Source organism: Muricoccus pecuniae (assembly GCF_014199205.1).
In the GTDB taxonomy this organism is placed as follows: domain Bacteria; phylum Pseudomonadota; class Alphaproteobacteria; order Acetobacterales; family Acetobacteraceae; genus Roseomonas; species Roseomonas pecuniae.
The window spans coordinates 1-19454 of record NZ_JACIJD010000022.1; the positions used below are offsets into that span (position 1 = coordinate 1).

At 71.3% G+C, this 19454-nt stretch carries 18 protein-coding genes; 15 read left to right on the forward strand and 3 right to left on the reverse strand.

Annotation, left to right across the window (positions count from 1 at the left end):
* Positions 1-42 precede the first annotated feature (42 nt).
* Positions 43-1761, reverse strand: coding sequence for a hypothetical protein (locus FHS87_RS18635; RefSeq protein ID WP_184520904.1), 1719 nt, complete (start codon positions 1759-1761; stop codon positions 43-45).
* Between the two features lie 801 nt (positions 1762-2562).
* The gene (locus FHS87_RS18640; RefSeq protein WP_456306624.1) at positions 2563-4074 is read right to left on the reverse strand and encodes an aldehyde dehydrogenase family protein; all 1512 of its coding nucleotides are present in this window, start codon (positions 4072-4074) and stop codon (positions 2563-2565) included.
* 219 nt (positions 4075-4293) lie between these two features.
* On the opposite strand from FHS87_RS18640, the gene FHS87_RS18645 reads away from it, so the two are divergent.
* From FHS87_RS18645 to FHS87_RS18660, 4 genes are read left to right on the forward strand one after another with little or no spacing between them, the layout of a single operon-like run.
* Positions 4294-5700, forward strand: coding sequence for a malonyl-CoA decarboxylase (locus FHS87_RS18645; protein ID WP_184520905.1), 1407 nt, complete (start codon positions 4294-4296; stop codon positions 5698-5700).
* Positions 5701-5702: 2 nt separating this feature from the next.
* Positions 5703-6938: a CaiB/BaiF CoA transferase family protein gene (locus FHS87_RS18650; RefSeq protein ID WP_184520906.1), complete on the forward strand. Its 1236-nt coding sequence runs from the start codon at positions 5703-5705 to the stop codon at positions 6936-6938.
* Positions 6925-7803 (forward strand): alpha/beta fold hydrolase, encoded by an 879-nt coding sequence (locus tag FHS87_RS18655; RefSeq protein ID WP_184520907.1) that lies wholly within the window; start codon positions 6925-6927, stop codon positions 7801-7803. Before FHS87_RS18650 ends, FHS87_RS18655 begins: the two co-directional genes overlap by 14 nt.
* Before the next feature lie 49 nt (positions 7804-7852).
* Positions 7853-8986, forward strand: coding sequence for an alpha/beta hydrolase (locus tag FHS87_RS18660; protein ID WP_184520908.1), 1134 nt, complete (start codon positions 7853-7855; stop codon positions 8984-8986).
* 21 nt (positions 8987-9007) lie between these two features.
* Here FHS87_RS18660 and hemB read toward each other — a convergent pair whose 3' ends face one another.
* Positions 9008-10006 carry a porphobilinogen synthase gene (hemB, locus tag FHS87_RS18665; protein ID WP_184520909.1) on the reverse strand — a complete coding sequence of 333 codons (999 nt, stop codon included), beginning with the start codon at positions 10004-10006 and terminating at the stop codon, positions 9008-9010.
* 164 nt (positions 10007-10170) lie between these two features.
* Between hemB and FHS87_RS18670 the strand changes: the two genes are divergently transcribed.
* The 11 genes from FHS87_RS18670 (at position 10171) to FHS87_RS18720 (ending at position 19445) form a co-directional block, all read left to right on the forward strand.
* Entirely contained in the window at positions 10171-11040 is an 870-nt protein-coding gene (locus tag FHS87_RS18670; protein WP_184520910.1) for a dienelactone hydrolase family protein, read from the forward strand.
* Between the two features lie 43 nt (positions 11041-11083).
* Positions 11084-11542, forward strand: coding sequence for a ribose 5-phosphate isomerase B (gene rpiB, locus FHS87_RS18675; protein ID WP_184520911.1), 459 nt, complete (start codon positions 11084-11086; stop codon positions 11540-11542).
* A complete protein-coding gene (glyA, locus tag FHS87_RS18680; protein WP_184520912.1) occupies positions 11539-12843 on the forward strand; it encodes a serine hydroxymethyltransferase in 1305 nt (434 codons plus the stop codon). The genes rpiB and glyA overlap by 4 nt, the downstream gene beginning before the upstream one ends.
* Before the next feature lie 14 nt (positions 12844-12857).
* Positions 12858-13310 (forward strand): transcriptional regulator NrdR, encoded by a 453-nt coding sequence (nrdR, locus tag FHS87_RS18685; protein WP_184520913.1) that lies wholly within the window; start codon positions 12858-12860, stop codon positions 13308-13310.
* Between the two features lie 66 nt (positions 13311-13376).
* Entirely contained in the window at positions 13377-14468 is a 1092-nt protein-coding gene (ribD, locus tag FHS87_RS18690) for a bifunctional diaminohydroxyphosphoribosylaminopyrimidine deaminase/5-amino-6-(5-phosphoribosylamino)uracil reductase RibD (protein WP_184520914.1), read from the forward strand.
* A 93-nt stretch (positions 14469-14561) separates the two neighbouring features.
* Positions 14562-15179 carry a riboflavin synthase gene (locus tag FHS87_RS18695; RefSeq protein WP_184520915.1) on the forward strand — a complete coding sequence of 206 codons (618 nt, stop codon included), beginning with the start codon at positions 14562-14564 and terminating at the stop codon, positions 15177-15179.
* Positions 15176-16294, forward strand: a complete 1119-nt coding sequence (ribB, locus tag FHS87_RS18700; protein ID WP_184520916.1) for a 3,4-dihydroxy-2-butanone-4-phosphate synthase — start codon at positions 15176-15178, stop codon at positions 16292-16294. Before FHS87_RS18695 ends, ribB begins: the two co-directional genes overlap by 4 nt.
* On the forward strand, positions 16291-16776 hold the full coding sequence (ribH, locus tag FHS87_RS18705; protein ID WP_184520917.1) for a 6,7-dimethyl-8-ribityllumazine synthase: 486 nt from the start codon (positions 16291-16293) through the stop codon (positions 16774-16776). The genes ribB and ribH overlap by 4 nt, the downstream gene beginning before the upstream one ends.
* Positions 16773-17282 carry a transcription antitermination factor NusB gene (nusB, locus tag FHS87_RS18710; protein WP_184520918.1) on the forward strand — a complete coding sequence of 170 codons (510 nt, stop codon included), beginning with the start codon at positions 16773-16775 and terminating at the stop codon, positions 17280-17282. The genes ribH and nusB overlap by 4 nt, the downstream gene beginning before the upstream one ends.
* A gap of 4 nt (positions 17283-17286) precedes the next feature.
* Positions 17287-18255 (forward strand): thiamine-phosphate kinase, encoded by a 969-nt coding sequence (thiL, locus tag FHS87_RS18715; protein ID WP_312862043.1) that lies wholly within the window; start codon positions 17287-17289, stop codon positions 18253-18255.
* Positions 18255-19445, forward strand: a complete 1191-nt coding sequence (locus FHS87_RS18720) for an MFS transporter (protein WP_184520920.1) — start codon at positions 18255-18257, stop codon at positions 19443-19445. The genes thiL and FHS87_RS18720 overlap by 1 nt, the downstream gene beginning before the upstream one ends.
* The last annotated feature ends 9 nt before the right edge of the window (positions 19446-19454 follow it).

A 19454-nucleotide genomic window follows, 5' to 3' on the forward strand; every position in this document is an offset into this window, starting at 1 on the left:
AGCCACACGCTCCAACATCGCGTCACCTCACCATCCGTGACGCTACCTCGCCGTCAGCACGCTCCAGGACAATACGGCCTCAAACCACCGCTTACCGATCAGGAGGAGCTCAGCGATGTCCGGCGTCGGCCTGAACTTCACTACGACGCTTGCCGCCATGTTCGTCGTGGTGATCACAATCGAGGCGCCTCGGATGATGCGATGGCGGCGCGCCTCTTTTCCTTCCGGTATTACGCACGCCGCACCCAACGCGAACGCCGTCCCTAAAGCCTCGATTTCGGGGTTACCCGGCTGGCGATTGGCGAGCTCCTTGCGCGTGCTCGCCGGCAATGCGTCCCCGTCCAGGCGGAGCTTCTCGCGGCCGTCTGGGCCGGATATGATCAGGGTCGCTGTGTCCTCGGCGCCAAGCCCCGCGTTCGCGCGACGCTCGCGCTCGCTTGCCACTGCCTCAGGGTCGAGCACAATCTTGAGCTTCCGCCCGCCTCCCTTCTTCTTCTCCGTGTCGCCCTCATCCAAGGGCTGCCAGTCCTTCAGCTTCTTGATCCCGCCGATCTCCTTGATGAGCCGCATGACCTCGCGCACATCGGCGCCTCGAGCAGTGAAGAGCCGCCCGTCCCGTGCCTCCGCAGCCTCTATGCGCATGATCTCGACAAGGTTCTTGGTGGCTTGTGCCCAGACGCTAGCCTTGGCTCGGTCTCCAGGACGTCGGTTATCCCAGTCCTCGCGTGCCGCGTAGGCACGAAACAGCCAGTCTTGGTTGGCCGACTTATTCAGGTTGAGGCCGCGCCGCTCGATGATGCGTTGGACAACTTTGAAGTCGCCGTTGTTCTGGCCCGCGATGGCTGCAACTGCCACCTGCTGCCACTCCGCGCGGTAGCTTTGGATGGTGTGTCCACGGTGGAGTTGCTGGCACTCTCCGATGACTTTCCAGAGTTCTTCGTACAGCCCGCCCGCCGCCCGTGCTCCGGGCACACAGACAGTAGTGACCTGCATCGGCACCGGCAGAGTGTCCAGGAGTTCTACAGTTTCTTCTTCGTCCCGGTCCGGGAGGTCCTCGTCGCGGTCGATGTTGGCATCGAGGGCGCTGTCGGGGCCGATCTTATCGCTGGAGTGGCCACCGGTGCTCGCCTCGGGGGCGAGCAGGTCGGTCAGGCGGGATTCCGCCCCGCCTCCGGTCCCTGCCGTGCCCTCCGTCCGGCGCGCAATGTTAACCGGGACAACCTTCTGCTCCACGGTGGCTCGAGCTGCGTCTGCAACGCCGTGCTGGCGATCCAGATCGGCTGAGTTGGTCGAAGCCGAAGGCTGCTGTGCTTGGTTCTCCCCGCTTAGCGCGGTCGGCAAAGCCTCGCGCGTCTGGCCAACACCGTCTCCGGCGGCGCTAACTTCCTCGATCTTGGCGGCCGGCGTGCTGTCCGCCGACGCCGGTTCGGCGGGTGACGCGGCCGGTGTTGGTCCGTCGTAAGTCAGCCTGAGTGGGAAGGTAACCGGGGCAACTTCCGCGCTACGGGCAGATGGAGGCGCACCGATCAGGTCGCCCAGCTCAACAGCCGGCGCGGCGGTAGACGGCTCGTCCGCGTGCAGGTCGTCCTGCCTGAGGTCTGTTTTCTCGCTAGGATGCGGCCCTAAACCGACTGCGCCGCTTTCGATGCCCGCGACCTCTGTGGCGCCGTCGAGATTTGGTGCCGACGCACTGGCCGGCCGTTTCCTGCGGTCCTCCTGAGGTTCCGTGCTGCGCTTGTTCGGCTTCGTTCCGCTTGCCATTGCTCGCTCCTGTCGCGGAGCATGGACGGAGGACGCGTGGGATGACGGGGTACATCAGGCCACAGCGACCCCGCCACGCCCCAAGGGGTATGGTCGGTGGTCGCTGGAATCGACGGCAAATGTAGTTGCCGCCGGGCGTTGTGCCTCTCTACGCCAGCTCGGGGTCGCAAGACCCCAACGTCACCGCGCCGACCCTGCCTCTTATCGACACATGTCTGCACGACATGGTTCTGGGAGCAGTGACCGAATCAGCCTTTTCGGCTGTTGGTGTTGTTACTGACCGCGGCTGTTTCGCCGGCAGCGGCCTTCCAGCATCGAACCTGCCCCCGATGTTGGGAGCTGATCCAAGACGCGATTTAACTCATTCACGCGTCGGAGCAAGGAAAATAAATGTTTCGGATTCCGATCTACTGATGGGCCACTTGCTATGCGATCTCATCGTCGCTCGGTGCCCTTGCCTGCGCGACGCAATGCGTGGGGACGTAGGCACGCGATATACGGCCCCTGGGAACGGCGCAGCTGTCGAGAATGTGTGAGGGGCTGTCAACGTCATGATAGCACGCCAAGGTGACGGCGCGCATTATTGTTATGTTGCAAGTATTGCAAGGTTTGCTGGAGCAGAAATGACGCCAGCGTAGGCGCATTTGCAAGATTTATGCACAGTATTCAGCAAGGGGGAGGGGACACAAGCTTGTTCTCTTGCGCCCCCTTGCTTTAACATCCCCTAAGTCGAAGAAAAACCAAGGAGAAGCTGGCTTTCTGTGCTCTCCAAATTCCCCCAACCCTGCACACTATACTTCATCAGCCCATGTTCACCATGATTGTCTTCTTGTGGGTGAAATGCTCCAGCATCGCCTCCAGCGAGGCCTCCTTGCCCAGGCCGGAGGACTTCACCCCGCCATAGGAGAGGTTGGCCTGGACGACGAGGTTCTGGTTCACCTGCACCAGCCCGGCCTCCAGCTTGTGCGCGAGGTTGAGCGCGACCTTCAGGTTGTTCGTCCAGAGGCTCGCCGCCAGGCCGTACTCGCTGTCATTCGCCTCCTCCAGCACGCTCTCCGCGTCGTCGAAGGGGAAGATGCAGGTGACGGGGCCGAAGATCTCCTCGCGCACCAGGCGGCTCTCCTTGTCCAGGCCCGTGAAGATGTGCGGCTGGATGAAAAGGCCCTTCCGGAGCGCGGGATCGGTGGGCATGGCGGAGCAGGCGCGGCCGTTCGCGCCCGCGGTCGCGCGGCCCTCCTCGATGAAGCCGCTGACCTTCTCGAACTGGCCCTCGGAGATGATGGTGCCGATGTCGGTCTTCTCGTCCAGCGGGTCGCCCATCACCATCTTGTCCACGCGCTCGGCCATGGCATCAACGAAGCGTTGGAAAATCGGGCGCTCGACATAGATGCGGCTGGCGGCCGTGCAGCTCTGCCCCTGGCGCGTGAAGCGCATGGAGGTGAGCGCGCCGGCCAGCGTCTTCTCGAAGTCGCAATCGGCGAAGACGATCATCGGCGACTTGCCGCCGAGCTCCAGCGTGACGGGGATGAGCTTCTCCGCCGCCGTGCGGTACACGATCTTCCCCGTCTCGACCGAGCCGGTGAAGGTGACCTTCCGCACCTTCGGATGTGCCACCAGCGGCGCCCCGCATTCCGGGCCGAAGCCTGAGACCATGTTGAACACGCCTGCCGGCAGCACGCGGTTCATCAGCTCGCAGATGCGCAGCACCGCGAGCGGCGCCTCCTCGGCGCTCTTCACCACCACGGAATTGCCGGCCACCAGCGCGGGCGCGACCTTCAGCGCCATCAGCAGCATCGGCACGTTCCACGGGATGATCGCGCCGACCACGCCCAGCGGCTCGCGCACCGTCACCGAGAGAACCTCGGGCGCGAAGGGCACCGTCTCGCCCTTCAGCTCGCCGCCGAGGCCGCCGAAGAATTCCAGGATGTCGGCGACGGTGTTCGCCTCGACCCGGCTCTCGGTCCGCAGCGCCTTGCCCGTCTCCAGCGCGATCAGCCGGCCGAGCTCCTCGACATGGGCGCGCAGGATGGCGGCGCATTGCGCGACCAGCGCGCCACGCTTGCGGGCCGGGGTCTTGGCCCATTCCTTCTGGGCGCGCGCGGCGTCCTCCACCGCGGCCTCCACATCGGCCGCGTCGCCCTCGGCCGCGCGGGCCACCTCGTCGCCGGTCGCGGGATTCACCACGGGGAAGGTCTTGCCCGAGCGCGCGGGCACGTAGCGGCCGCCGATGAAGTGCTGGCCTGACAGCGCCTTGGCGAGGACGAAGGGGTCCATCGTCGGGGCCTCGGGCGTGGGGTGCGGGCGGTCGAGCACGTTGTTTCCTCCTTCTGTCCCGGCAGGGGCGGGGAGGGTGCTCCCAGCCGGGAGGCACCGCAAGCCGCCCGGCCGGGCACTGGCGCAACCGTGCCTTGCGGGCGGGCCCGGCGGCGGTCAATCTCGCAGTCCCGGCGCCGTTCGGCGCGGGAGAGCCAAACCCGGCGCGCATGGCGCCGGACCCCACCCGGCGCCCGGCAGCGCCCAACGGAGGACCCGATGTCCGAAGCCGCGACGACCCTCGAGCGCGACACCACGGAGGCTGAGGCCCATACCGAGCCCGCCCCCGCCGCAGCCCGCTCCTGGATCGAGCGCCTCTGGTCCTCCATCGCGGACCGCGGCCGCCTCTTCGCCTCGGTCCCGAGCGACTCCACCCCGCCTCTGGAGCGGGCCAAGAGCCTCGCCAGCGCGCTGCTGACCGAGCGCGGCGAGGCCTCCGGCGCCGCCGTGGCCCGGGAGGTGATGGCCGCGCTGCGCGACCTCGCCCCCGCGGACCGCGCCGCCTTCCACCTCTTCATGGCCACCGGCTTCGACCCGAAGCCCGAGCCGCTGCGCGCCGCCGCCGAGGCCTATCTGGCCGATCCCACCCCGCGGAACGCGGACCGGCTGGCGCGCGCCTCCGAGCCGCCGCGGCAGGAGCTGCTGCGTCGGATGAACATGTCCCCGGGCGGCACGGCCGCGCTGGTGGAGCTGCGTCGGCAACTCCTGCACGAGCTGCGCGCCGAGCCGGCGCTGAAGCCGCTGGAATCGGACCTGCACCACCTCTTCGTCTCCTGGTTCAACCGCGGCTTCCTCCAGCTCCGCCGCATCGACTGGCAGACGCCGGCGGCCGTGCTGGAGAAGATTATCCGCTACGAGGCCGTGCACGAGATCGCCGGCTGGCACGACCTTCGCCGGCGCCTCGCCGCCGACCGCCGCTGCTACGGCTTCTTCCATCCCGCCCTGCCGGACGAGCCGCTGATCTTCGTCGAGGTCGCGCTCGTCGAGGGCCTCGCGGACTCGGTCCAGCCGCTTCTCGACACCGAGCACGAGGCCGGGGCCGAGGCGCGGGCGGCGGTGGCCGACACCGCGATCTTCTACTCCATCTCCAACTGCCAGGAGGGGCTGCGCGGCATCTCCTTCGGCAACTTCCTTATCAAGCAGGTGGTGGAGGACCTGAAGGCGGAGCTTCCGCAGCTCACCCGCTTCTCCACCCTCTCCCCCATCCCCGGCTTCCGCCGGTGGCTGGAGAAGCGCCTCGCTGACGGGAACAGCGAGGTGGATCTCGCTCCCGCGCTGGCCGAGGCGGAATGGTGGAAGGACCCGGCGCGCGCCGAGGCGCTCCGCGCGCCGCTGCTGCGCCTCTGTGCCGAGTACCTCACCAGCCCCGGGGACCGGATGGACCCCGTGGCGCGCTTCCATCTCGGGAACGGCGCGCGGCTTGAACGAATCAACTGGCTCGGCAACACCGCGCCGCGAGGAATCCAGGAATCATACGGGCTGATGGTGAACTACCTCTACGACCGTGAAGAGATCGAGCGGAACCACGAGGCCTTCGCGCGCGGGGGCACGGTGGTGCGCTCCGGCGCGGTGGACGCGCTGCTCGCACCGCCGAAGAAGGCGCGCAGCGCGCAGAAAGCATCGTGAGCATGTCCGGATCGACCGCGCCTTCCGGCGCGTCTAATACCATCGCGCCCGGCGCGCTCGCCGGGCTGAAGGTGCTCGACCTCACCCGCGTCCTCGCCGGGCCGACCTGCACGCAGATGCTCGGCGATCTCGGCGCCGAGATCATCAAGATCGAGCGCCCGGGGGCCGGCGACGACACCCGCGGCTTCGCCCCGCCCTATGTGCCGCGCACGACGGAGAGCGCCTATTTCGTCGGCGTGAACCGCAACAAGAAGTCGGTCACGCTCGACATCGCGAGGCCCGAGGGGCAGGAGATCATCCACCGGCTGCTCGCCGAGTGCGACATCCTCGTCGAGAACTTCAAGGTCGGCGCGCTGGCGAAGTACGGGCTGGGCTGGGAGGACCTGAAGGACCGGTATCCCCGGCTGATCTACTGCTCCATCACCGGCTTCGGCCAGACCGGCCCCTACGCGCCGCGCCCGGGCTATGACGCGCTGATCCAGGCCATGGGCGGCGTCATGTCGCTCACGGGCGAGATCGAGGGCGAGCCGCAGAAGGTCGGCATCCCCGTCGCCGATCTCTTCGCCGGGCTCTACGGCTGCATCGGCGTGCTCGCGGCGGTGAACCACCGCAACGCCACGGGGCAGGGGCAGCGGATCGATATCGGCATGCTCGACACCCATGTCGCCTGGCTGGCGAACCAGGGCATGAACTATCTCGCCACTGGCGAGAACCCGCCGCGCCTGGGCAACCAGCACCCGAACATCGTCCCCTACCAGGTCTTCCCGAGTCAGGACGGCTACATCGTCCTCTCCGTCGGCAACGACCCGACCTTCGAGCGCTTCTGCAAGCTCACGGGCCAGGAGGCCCTGCTGGCGGATGAGCGCTTCGCGACGAATGCGAAGCGCGTGGAGAACCGCCAGCTCGTCACCGACACCCTCACCCCCGTCATGCGCACGCGCAGCACGAAGGAGTGGGTGGAGGCGCTGGAAGCGGCGAAGATCGGCTGCGGCCCGATCAACACGCTGCGCGACGTGTTCGAGGACCCGCATGTGAAGGCGCGCGAGGTGATTGTGGAGATGGATCACGCGAGCGGCGAGACCGTGCAGGTCATCGCCAACCCCGTGCGGCTCTCGGCGACGCCGCCCTCCTATCGCAGCGCGGCGCCCGTGCTCGGCCAGCACACGGAGGAGGTTCTGGCGCGCCTCGGCCTGAGCGCGGAGGAGATGGCGAAGCTGCGGGCCGATGGCGTCGCCTGAGGGGCCCATTCCCGGCGCCTTCCGCTGCGCCCTCGGCCCGGCGACGGCGGTGCTGCGCTGGGTGGAATGGGGGCCGCCGGACGGCATGCCGGTGGTCTGCGTCCACGGCCTCACGCGCACGGGCCGCGACTTCGACGCCCTGGCGAAGCGCCTCGCCTCGCTCGGGCGGCGCGTGATCTGCCCCGACGTCTTCGGGCGCGGCAACAGCGACTGGCTGCCGGACGGCACGCTCTACGCCGTTCCCGTCTATGCCCTCGCCTTCCGGCAGTTCCTGGAGGCGCTGCCCCGGCCCTATGACTGGGTCGGCACCTCCATGGGCGGGCTGATCGGCATGGCGGTGGCCGGGATGCCGGAGTTCGCGCCGCGGCGAATGGTGCTGAACGATGTCGGCCCCTTCCTGCCCGCGGCGGCGCTGCGGCGGATCGCGGCCTATCTCTCGCTGCGTCCCGATTTCACCGATCTGGACGAGGTGGAGACGCATCTGCGCCTCGTCCATGCCGGCTTCGGCCAGCTTTCCGACGAGACCTGGCGCCAGATGGCGGAGACGAGCGCGCGCCGCGCGCCGGGTGGGCGCCTCGTGCTGCACTACGATCCCGCCATCGCCGGCCCGATGCTGGGCGGGGAGATCGCGGATGTCGATCTCTGGCCGGTCTGGGAGGCGGTCTCGCCGCCCGTGCTCGTGCTGCGCGGCGCCGAGAGCGACCTGCTGGAGGAGGGAACGGCGGCGCGCATGGCCGAGCGCCCCGGCGTCACCCTCGCCACCATCCCGGGTTGCGGCCACGCGCCCGGGCTCGTCGATCCCGTGCAGACCGATCTGATTGTCGATTTCCTCTCGGGAAGTGGTGCCGCAACCCGAACGGATTGATCACGTTCCAGCCCCCGATGCCGAAGAGGCAGTGCTGGAGACGCGACATATGACGACACTTTCCCGCCGCGGGACGCTGATGCTTCCGTTCGGCCTCGCGGCCCTCACCTCGGCCTGCGCGGGCACGGGGCCGGGGACCACGGGCATGCCGGCCGATCCGTCCGGCCGCGCGGACCCGGAGCAGCTCGCGCTGCTGCGGACGCTGGCGGGGATGAACCCGAGGCCGATCGAGTCCCTGAGCGCGGCCGAGGCGCGGCGCCAGCCCTCCTACGCCGATGCCGTCAAGGCGCGCGCGGTCGAGCTGGCGAACACGAATCCCGGGCGCGTGATCGGCAGCCAGGAGGACATGACCCTCACCACCTCGCCGACGCCGCTGCTGGCGCGGCTGTACCGCCCGATCGTCACGCACAACCGGCCGCTGCCGCTGATCGTCTACTTCCACGGGGGTGGTTGGGTGATCGCGAACATCGACACCTACGACTCCTCCGCCCGCGCCCTCTGCCGGCTGAGCGAGGCACTCGTCCTCTCCGTGCACTACCGCCAGGGCCCCGAGTTCCGCTTCCCCACCGCGCATGACGACGCGAATGTCGCCTATGTCTGGGCCGTGCGGAACGCGGCGACGATCGGCGCGGACCCGAACAGGATCGCCATCGCCGGCGAGAGCGCGGGCGGCAACCTCGCCCTCAACGCCGCGATCTACGCGCGGGACACCCGCCTCCCGGCGCCGCGCGCCGTCGCCGCCATCTATCCCGTCGGCGGCGTGAACCTGAACACGCCCTCCTACGAGCAGTTCGCGGCGGCGAAGCCGCTGAACCGCGCGATGATCGAGTGGTTCGTGCGGAACTACACCCGCGGCCCGCAGGACCTGCAGGACCCTCGGCTCGACCTGATCGGCAAGGCGAACCTCGCCGGGCTGCCGCCGGTGACGCTGGTGAATGCGGAGATCGACCCGCTGCAGTCCGACGGCACGCTGCTCGCCGACAAGCTGCGCGCCGCCAACGTGCCCGTGAAGCACATGGTCTATCCCGGCGTGACGCACGAGTTCTTCGGCGCCGACGCCGTGCTGACCAAGGCGCGGCAGGCGCAGGAGTTCGTGGGCGCCGAGTTGCGCAGCGCCTTCGACGCCCCGGTCCCCGCGCCGCAGCCGCAGGGCCGCCGCCCGGTCCGGCGCCAGGGCGCCTGACGAGCCGTCCTGCGCGCCGGTTCAGCCGGCGCGCAGGCGCTTCGCGGCCTCGATCGCGAAATAGGTGAGCACGCCGTCCGCGCCGGCGCGGCGGAAGGCCATGAGGCTCTCCATCATCGCCCGCTCGCGGTCGATCCAGCCATGGCCGGCGGCGGCCATGATCATCGCGTACTCGCCGCTGACCTGGTAGGCGAAGGTCGGCACGGAGAACTCGTCCTTCACGCGCCGGATGATGTCGAGATACGGCATGCCCGGCTTGACCATCACCATGTCCGCGCCCTCAGCCAGGTCGGCGGCCACCTCGCGCAGCGCCTCCTCGGAATTGGCGGGGTTCATCTGGTAGGTCTTCTTGTCGCCCTTCAGCGCGCCGCCCGAGCCCAGCGCGTCGCGGAACGGGCCGTAGAAGGCCGAGGCGTATTTCGCCGAATAAGCCATGATCCGCGTGTCGATCAGCCCGCGCCCGTCGAGCGCGCGGCGGATCGCGCCCACGCGCCCGTCCATCATGTCGGAGGGGGCGATGATGCCGATCCCGGCCTCGGCCTGGACCACCGCCTGGGCGGATAGCACCTCGACGGACTCGTCGTTGTGGACGTAGCCGTCGCGGATCACGCCGTCATGGCCGTGGTCGGTGTAGGGGTCGAGCGCGACGTCCCCGACCAGGGCGAGGCCGGGGAAGTCCCGCGCGAGTTGCCGCGCGGCGCGGCACATCAGGTTCTCCGGGTTCTTCGCCTCGCTCCCCTCGGCGTCCTTCCTGCTCGCCGGGGTCACGGGGAAGAGGGCGACGGCGGGGATGCCCAGCTCCACCGCGGTTCCGACATGGTCGGAGAGGAGGTCGAGGGACACGCGGTCCACCCCGGGCATGGACGCCACCGCCTCCCGCCGGCTCTGCCCCTCGGTGACGAAGACCGGCCAGATGAGGTCGTCCACGGAGAGGCGGTTCTCCGCCACGAGGCGGCGCGTGGCGTCGTCCAGGCGGTTGCGGCGGGGGCGTCCGATGGGGAAGGGGGCGTGGTGGCGCATGGGGTCTTGTCGCGCCAACGGCGCGCGGAGCCAAGCGGCCGATGGCGCGCGGAGCCAAGCGGGCAACGGCGTGGGGAACGAGGGCGCCGGCGGCGCCCGGATCGGAGGCGCCGAATGGCGGGCCGGGAAGGGCAACCGGCCGGGCGCCGCGGCGCTGCTCCGGGATGAAGCGGCTCCTCTCCCTCGCTCTCCTGGCCTCGGCGCCCGCCCTCGGGGCGGAACCGGTGGTCATTCCCGGTCCGGGCGGCGTCTCCCTGCGCGGGCTGCTGGTCCGGCCCGCCGCCGGCACGCCGGGGGTTCCCGTCATCGCGCTGCACGGCTGCGGTGGGATCGGCGGGCCGGGCGGGGCGCCGTCCCTGTCCGCGAGGGAGACGGACTGGGCGGCCCGGCTGGCGGCGCGCGGGCATCCCGTCCTCTTCCCCGACAGCTTCGGCAGCCGGGGCGTCGCGCAGGTCTGCTCGGGCGGGGAGCGCGGGATCATGCCCGAGACCACCCGCCGGGCCGATGCCCATGCGGCGGCGGTCTGGGCCGCTTCCCAGACCTGGGCCCTGCCGGGCGGGTCCTTCCTGCTGGGGTGGTCGCACGGGGGCAGCACGGCGCTGGCCGCAATCGGCGAGCCCGTGCCGCACGGCCTGCTCCGCGGCGCGGTGGCCCTCTATCCCGGCTGCTCCAGGCCGGGGCAGCCGCCTCCGCCCTGGCGCCCGGCCGCGCCTGTGCTGATGCTGCTCGGCGGCGCCGATGACTGGACCCCGCCGGCTCCCTGCCGCCTCGCGGCGGAGCGGGCCCGCCCGGCGCCGGTGGAGGTGGTGGAGTATCCCGGGGCGCCCCACGGCTTCGACCAGCCCGGCGGTGGCCAGAGAGTGCTGTCAGGACTTGATATGACAGCGCGGGGGGATGGCACGGCCAGGATGGGCACCGACCCCTCGGCCAGGGCCGACGCGCTCCGCCGCGTGCCGGCTTTCCTGGAAACGCACGGCGCCTCCGTGGCGGGGGACCTCGGAGCGGCGCATGGCGGATCTGCCCGCAGGGACTAGCCCCGCCGTTCCACCCCCGGCGCGACCCGTGGTACAGGGCCGCATGTCCTCCCCCCTCACGATCGCCGTCGGCGCGGACCACGCCGGCCTCGCGCTCAAGGCCACCCTCCGCCAGGCGCTGGAGGCGGCCGGCCATTCCGTCCTCGACATGGGCACCCATGGGACGGAGAGCGTGGACTACCCCGATTTCGGCCAGGCCGTGGCCGAGGCCGTCCATGCCGGCCGGGCGCGCTTCGGCGTCCTCGTCTGCGGCACGGGCATCGGCATCTCCATCGCGGCCAACCGGCTGCCCGGCATCCGCTGCGCCCTGGTGCACGACGTCACGGGCGCACGCCTTTCGCGCGAGCACAACGATGCCAATGTGATCGCCTTCGGGGCCCGCATGACCGGCCCGGAACCGGCGCTCGAGGCCCTGCAGGCCTTCCTCGCCACCCCCTATGCCGGCGGCCGCCATGACCGCCGGGTCCTGAAGCTCTCGCCGGACTGGACCCGTACCCCATGAACGATCTCCTCCCCGCCGCCAGCACCGACCGCTTCTTCAACGCACCCCTCGCCGAGGTCGATCCCGAGATCGCGGACGTCCTCTCCCGCGAGCTGGTGCGCCAGCAGGACGGGATCGAGCTGATCGCCTCCGAGAACATCGTCTCCCGCGCCGTGCTGGAGGCGCAGGGCTCGGTGCTGACGAACAAGTACGCCGAGGGCCTGCCGGGCAAGCGCTACTACGGCGGCTGCGAGGTGGTGGACGTCGCCGAGACGCTGGCGATCGAGCGCGCGAAGAAGCTGTTCGGCTGCGGCTACGCCAACGTCCAGCCCCATTCGGGCGCCCAGGCCAATGCGGCCGTCTTCTTCGCCCTGCTCCAGCCCGGCGACACCTTCATGGGCCTCGATCTCGCGGCCGGCGGGCACCTCTCCCACGGCTCGCCCGTCAACCTCTCGGGCAAGTGGTTCAAGGTCGCGCCCTATACCGTGCGGCAGGAGGACCAGCGGATCGACATGGACGAGGTCGCGCGCATCGCCCGCGAGTCCCGCCCGAAGCTGATCCTGGCTGGCGGCTCGGCCTATGCCCGCGAGTGGGACTTCCCCCGCTTCCGCGAGATCGCGGACGAGGTGGGCGCCCTCTTCATGGTGGACATCGCCCATTTCGCGGGGCTGGTCGCCGGCGGCGCGCACTCCTCGCCCTTCCCCCACGCCCATGTGGTGACCACCACCACCCACAAGACGCTGCGCGGGCCGCGCGGCGGCATGATCCTCACGAATGACGAGGCGCTGGCGAAGAAGCTCAACTCGGCCGTCTTCCCCGGCACCCAGGGCGGGCCGCTGATGCATGTCATCGCCGCCAAGGCGGTGGCCTTCGGCGAGGCGCTGCGGCCGGAGTTCCGCTCCTACGCCCGCGCCGTGGTGGACAATGCGCGAGCGCTCGCCGACGAGCTGCGGGAGGGGGGCTTCGGCCTCGTCACCGGCGGCACGGACAATCACCTCGTGCTGGTGGACCTCCGCCCGAAGAACCTGACGGGTAAGGCCGCCGAGGCCGCGCTGGGCCGCGCGCACCTCACGGTGAACAAGAACGCCATCCCCTTCGACCCCGAGAAGCCCTTCGTCACCTCCGGCGTGCGGCTGGGCTCGCCGGCCGCCACCTCCCGCGGATTCGGGGAGGCGGAGTTCCGCGAGGTGGGCCGCCTGATCGGGCAGGTGCTGGACGGCCTCTCCCGCTCCAACTCGCCCGAGGGCAACGGGGCGGCTGAAAAGGCGGCGGGGGATGCGGTTCACGCCCTCTGCGCCCGCTTCCCCATCTACCGGGGCTAGTCTAAGCCCGCCGGATGCGCTGCCCCTTCTGCCAGTCCGAGGACACGCAGGTGAAGGACAGCCGTCCGGCGGAGGACGGCTCGGCGATCCGTCGCCGCCGTTCCTGCAACGCCTGCGGTGCCCGCTTCACCACCTTCGAGCGGGCGCAGCTGCGCGAGCTGACCGTGGTGAAGAGCGACGGCCGCCGCGTCGCCTTCGACCGTGAGAAGCTCGCCCGCTCCATCCGCGTCGCGCTGCGCAAGCGGCCGGTGGACGAGGAGAAGGTGGAGCGCATCGTCACCGGCATCCAGCGCCGCCTGGAGTCGGAGGGCGCGGAGGAGCTGACCTCCAAGGCCATCGGCCAGCGCGTGATGGAGGTGCTGCGGGAGCTCGACCCCGTGGCCTATGTGCGCTTCGCCAGCGTCTACCAGAACTTCCGCGACGCCGAGGACTTCAACGCCTTCCTCGGATCGCTCGACAACAGCTGATCCCGCGTGCCCTGGACAAGCGGGGAGGCCGCGCGCAAACCGCCCGCCGTGTCGGATCTAGAGCATATGCGGGCGGCCCTCGCCCTCGCGGCGCGGGGGCTGGGGAACACCTGGCCCAACCCCTCCGTCGGCTGCGTCATCGTGCGGGACGGGCGGGTGGTCGGGCGCGGCCATACCCGCCCGGGTGGCCGCCCCCATGCCGAGACCGAGGCCCTGCGCGCGGCGGGGGAGGCGGCCCGCGGCGCCACGGCCTATGTCACCCTCGAGCCCTGCTGCCACTGGGGACGCACCCCGCCCTGCACGGACGCGCTGATCGCGGCCGGCGTCTCGCGGGTTGTGGTCGCCCTGCGCGACCCCGACCCCCGGGTGGACGGGGTAGGGCTCCAGCGCCTCCGGGACGCCGGCATCGAGGTCGAGACGGGTCTGCTGGAAACGGAGGCGCGGGCGGTCAGTGCCGGCTTCGTGAAGCGGCTGGCGCGCGGGCTGCCGATGGTGACGCTGAAGCTCGCCACCACCCTCGACGGCCGCATCGCGACCCGGACGGGGGAGAGCCAGTGGATCACCGGGCCGGAGGCGCGGCGGCTCGCCCACGCCCTCCGTGGCTGCCACGACGCGGTGATGGCCGGCAGCGGCACCCTCCTCGCCGACGACCCCGAGCTGACCTGCCGCCTGCCCGGCTACGCCCCCGTGCCGACCGTGCGCGTGATCGCGGACGCCCGGCTCCGCACCCCCCTGGGCGCCCGGCTCTTCTCCGCCGCGGCCCCGGCCTGGATCGCCACCGCGCCGGGCCATGACCCCGCTGCCCTGGCGGCGCTGGAGGCGCGGGGCGCCGAGTTCCTCGATGTCCCTCCCGCGCCCGACGGGGGGCTGGAGCCGGAGGCGCTGCTGCGCGCCCTCGCCACCAGGGGGATCACCCGGCTGATGGTGGAGGGCGGGGCGATGCTCGCCGCCTCCCTTCTCCGCGCCGGGCTGGTGGACCGGCTCGCCCTCTTCACCGCCCCCGCGCTGATGGGCGGGGACGGGCTTTCGGGCCTCGCCTCCCTCGGCGTGGACGGGCTCGCCGGGATGCCGCGGCTCCGCGTCACCGGGCAGCGGCCGGCGGGGGATTGCTGGCTGGTGGAGGGCGACTTCCTTCCAGCCCCGGCCCCGCCGGGCTGACCCGCGCGGCCGCCCCCTTGTCACGGGGCGTCCCGCGCGCCAATCCCCTCTCCGCACCCGCCATCCGCCCACCCTCTGATGGGAACAGCCCCCGTGTTCACCGGAATCGTCACCGCCATCGGCACGATCCGCCGCCTGACCCCGATCGGGTCGGGGCGGGACATGCGCGTGAGCATCGCCACCCCGCCGGGCTGGCTCGGCGGCGTGGCGATCGGCGCCTCCATCTGCTGCTCCGGCTGCTGCCTCACCGTCGTCTCGCTGGACGGGGACGCGTTCGAGGTGGAGATCTCGGCCGAGAGCCTCTCCCGCACCACCCTGGGCACCTGGGTGGAAGGCGCGCGCATCAACCTGGAGCGCTCCCTCCGCATGGGGGACGAGATGGGCGGCCACGTCGTCTCCGGCCATGTGGACGGGGTGGCGGAGGTGGTCTCCGTCACGCCCGAGAACGGCTCGAACCGCTTCACCTTCCGCCTCCCGCCGGGCCTCGCCCGCTTCGTGGCGGAGAAGGGGAGCATCACGATCGACGGCGTGTCCCTCACCGTGAACCAGGTTGGGGGGAACGCGGTGGAGGGGGATACCTTCGGGGTGAACCTCATCCCCCACACCACGGAGGTGACGGCGCTCGGGGCGCTGGCCCCGGGCGCGCGGGTGAACATCGAGATCGACATGCTGGCGCGCTACGTCGCCCGCCTGAGGGAGTTCAGCGCATGAGCGCCCAGCCGCAGGTGACGAGCTTCGCCGACTTCATCAGCCCCACCGAGGAGCTGCTGGAAGAGGCGCGGCGCGGCCGCATGTTCATCCTGGTGGACGACGAGGACCGGGAGAACGAGGGCGACCTCGTCATCCCCGCCCAGTTCGCCACCCCCGATGCCGTGAACTTCATGGCCCGCCACGCCCGCGGCCTGATCTGCCTGGCGATGACGCGGCACCGGGTGGAGCAGCTCGGCCTGCCGCTGATGGCGCAGAGCAACGGCACCCGCCACCAGACCGCCTTCACCGTCTCCATCGAGGCGCGGGACGGGGTGACGACGGGCATCTCCGCCGCCGACCGCGCCCGCACCGTGGCGGTCGCCATCAATCCCGAGCTGGGGCGCGAGCACATCGTCACCCCCGGCCATGTCTTCCCACTGGTGGCGCGGGAGGGCGGCACGCTGGTGCGCGCCGGGCATACCGAGGCTGCGGTGGACTTCGCCCGGCTGGCCGGCCTCAACCCCTCCGGCGTGATCTGCGAGATCATGAATGAGGACGGGAGCATGGCGCGGATGCCCGACCTCGTCGCCTTCGCCCAGCACCACAACCTCAAGCTCGGCACCATCGCCGACCTCATCGCCCATCGCCGCCGGACCGAGCGGCTGGTGCGGCGCGTGGAGGAGGGAATGATGGAGGACGCGCCGGGCGGCCCCTGGCGGGTCGTGATCTATGCCAACACGCTCGAATACGGGGAGCACGTCGCCCTGGTCCGCGGCGACCTCTCCCGCCCCGGGCCGGTCCCCGTGCGCGTGCACGCCGTGAACCTCCTGGCCGACATCACCGGCCGCAACGGGCCGCAGGACCTGCACCAGGCGATGGAGCATATCGGGCGCGAGGGCCGCGGCGTCGTCGTCCTCATCCGCGACGTGAAGCCGGACGCGCTGTCCGAGCGGGTGCGCGCCGGCCGCGAGAAGCGCGCCCCGGAGCTGCGGGACTACGGCATCGGCGCCCAGATCCTCGCGGATCTCGGCGTGCGGGAGATGATCCTCCTCTCCAACCACCCCCGCCCCGTGGTCGGCCTCGAAGGCTACGGCCTGACCATCACCGACATCCGCCCGATCGGAGCCGCCTCTTGAGCACCGCCGACGCCCCCCTCCGCGCACCCCCCGAGCTGGAAGGCCCGGCCCCGCGTGTCCTCGTCATCCAGGCGCCCTACTACGCCGACGTGGTCGGCGGCATGGTGGACGGCGCCCTCGCCGTGCTGGCCGGGATCGGCGCGGAGGCCGAGGTGGTGGAGGTCGCCGGCGCCTTCGAGCTGCCCGCCGCCCTTCGCATGGCCGTCCGCAGCGGGCGCTACGACGGCTATCTCCTCTTCGGCTGCGTGGTGAAGGGCGAGACGGACCATTACGACCATATCTGCCGGGAGGCCTGCCGGGGGGTGATGGACATCTCCGTGGAGACGGCGGCGCCCATCGGCTTCGGGCTGCTCACCGTCCACACGATCCAGCAGGCCATCGCCCGCTCATCGGCGGACCGGCACAACAAGGGGGTGGAGGCGGCCAACGCCATGATCGGGCAGATCGCCCTCGCCCGACGCCTCGCGGAGACCGTCGCATGAGCCAGGGCCCGAAGCGCAACCCCCGCCCCAATGCCGGCCGCCCCCGTACGGGCGCGCGGGTGGCCGCCGTGCAGGCCCTCTTCCAGTCCGAGGCGGGCGGGGAGAGCGCGGAGACGGTGATCGACCAGTTCGTGCGCCACCGCATCGGGACGCTGGGCAGCGATGCCGGCTTCGAGGACGGGCGCGTGCCGCAGGCCGACGTGCCGCTCTTCAGCAAGATCGTGCGCGGCGCGGCGACCAACTCCGAGACGATCGACGCCGCCATCTCCGGCCACCTCTCCGGCACCTGGACGCTGGACCGGCTGGACCCCGTGCTGCGCGCCCTCCTGCGCGCCGCCGCCGCCGAGTTCTGGGACGCGGCCGATACCCCGGCCAAGGTGGTCATCAACGAGTACATGGACATCGCCCACGGCTTCTTCGACGGCGAGGAGCCCCGCTTCGCCAATGGCGTGCTCGACGCCCTGGCGCGGCAGATGCGCGGGGGCGAGTTCCAGCCGCGCGGCTGATCCGGTGAGCCTGCCCCCCGAATTCGCCCTCATCGCCCGCCATTTCCGCGGGCTGGCGGGGGAGGGGGCGCTCGACCTCTCCGACGACGCCGCCCTCCTCGCGCCGCCCCCGGGGCGGGAGCTGGTGCTGGCGGCCGATGCCATGGTGGAAGGGGTCCACTACCTCCCGGACGACCCGCCGGAGACGATCGGGCGCAAGCTGCTCCGGGTGAACCTCTCGGACCTCGCCGCCATGGGGGCGGAGCCGCTCGCCTATCTCATGACCACGGCCCTGCCGCGCGGCACTACGCCGGGGTGGCTGGAGGGCTTCGCGGCGGGGCTGGCGGAGGACCAGCGGCTCTTCGGGCTGCATGTGCTGGGCGGGGACACGGTTTCCACCCCCGGCCCGGCCTGCCTCTCCCTCACCATCATCGGCACGGTGCCGCCGGGCTCGGCGCTGCGGCGGGGCGGGGCACGGCCGGGGGACGACCTCTGGGTTTCCGGCACGATCGGGGACGGGGCACTCGGCCTCGCCGTGCTGCAGGGGCGCCTGCCGGGCGATGCCGGGGGGCATCTCGCCCGCCGCTACCGCCTGCCCGAGCCGCGGCTCGCCCTCGGCACCGCAGTGCGCGGGCTGGCGCGGGCGGCGATGGACGTGTCGGACGGGCTGGCCCAGGATCTCGGCCACCTGCTGCGCGCCGGCGGGCTGGGGGCCGTGCTGGACCTCGCCGCCCTGCCGCTCTCCCCGGCCGCCGCCGCGGTGGTGGAGGCGGAATCGGCCTGGCTGCCCCGCCTCGCCACCGGGGGAGACGACTACGAGCTGCTCTTCGCCGCCGATCCCGCGGATGCGCCGGGCATCCTGGCCGCCGCCCGCGCCACGGGCACCCCGGCCACGCGCATCGGGCATTTCACGCCGGGGCCGCCGGAGGCCAGGGTACTGGGAACGGACGGGCAGGCGATCGACCTGCCCCGGGGGGGATGGAGCCACTTCTGATGTCAGCGACCACAGCGGTTCCCGCCACCGGTGCCGCCATGCGCCGCAACGTCCGCCTCCTCTTCTTCTGTCAGGCGCTGATGAACTCGGCCGTCGTCGGCCAGGCCACGATGGGGGCGCTGATCGGCTACAGCCTCGTGGAGAACAAGGCCCTCGCCACCCTTCCCATGGCGCTGCAGATGGCGGCGACCATGGCGGCCTCCATCCCCGCCGGCATGGTCTTCGCGCGGCTCGGGCGGCGGGCGGGGTTCCTGCTGGGGGCGACCGGGAGCTTTCTCGGCAGCCTCACCTTCGCCTTCGGCATCTGGGAGGCGAGCTTCCTGATCTACTGCCTCGGCGCGATCCCGGCGGGCCTGGGCTTCGGCATCGCCCAGCACTACCGCTTCGCCGCCGCCGAGGTGGCCACGCCGGACTACCGGCCCCGCGCCATCGCGCTGGTCATGGCGGGCGGCGTCATGGCCGCGGCGCTGGGGCCGGAGCTGGTGAAGCACAGCAAGGACCTCTTCGCGCCCTTTCTCTTCCTCGGCACATACCTGATCCTCGCCGTGATGCCGCTGGTCTGCATGGCGCTGCTCTCGGTCGTTGCCCTGCCGCCCGCCCCGCCGCGCGCGGCGAATGCGACGCCGGTGATGGAGATCGTGGCCCGTCCGGCCTTCCTCACCGCGGCGCTGGCGGGCGCGGTGGCCTATGGCGTGATGAACCTGCTGATGACCTCGACGCCGCTGGAGATGATGCTCTGTGGCTTCGGCGTGCCCGCGAGCGCGACCGTGATCCAGGCCCATGCCGTCTCGATGTTCGCGCCCGGCTTCGTCACGGGGCGGCTGATCGGCCGCTTCGGCACCCGGCCCGTCATCATGGCCGGGGTGGTGCTGAACGCGGCCTGCGTCGGGCTGGCGCTGATGGGCAAGGAGTTCCACCACTTCACCGCCGCGCTGGTGGCGCTCGGCCTCGGCTGGAACCTCATGTTCACCGGGGCGACCACCCTGCTCGCCGAGGCGCACAGCCCCGCCGAGCGCGTGCGCGCCCAGACGGCGAACGACTTCATCGTCTTCGGGACCGTCGCCTGCACCGCCTTCGGCTCGGGCCTGCTGCACGCGGCCGGCGGCTGGTTCGTGCTGAACCTCCTGGTGCTGCCGGCGCTGGCCTTCGCCCTCTGGCGCGTCTCGCGCCGCCCCGCGCGCCTGGCCTGAAGGCGCGGC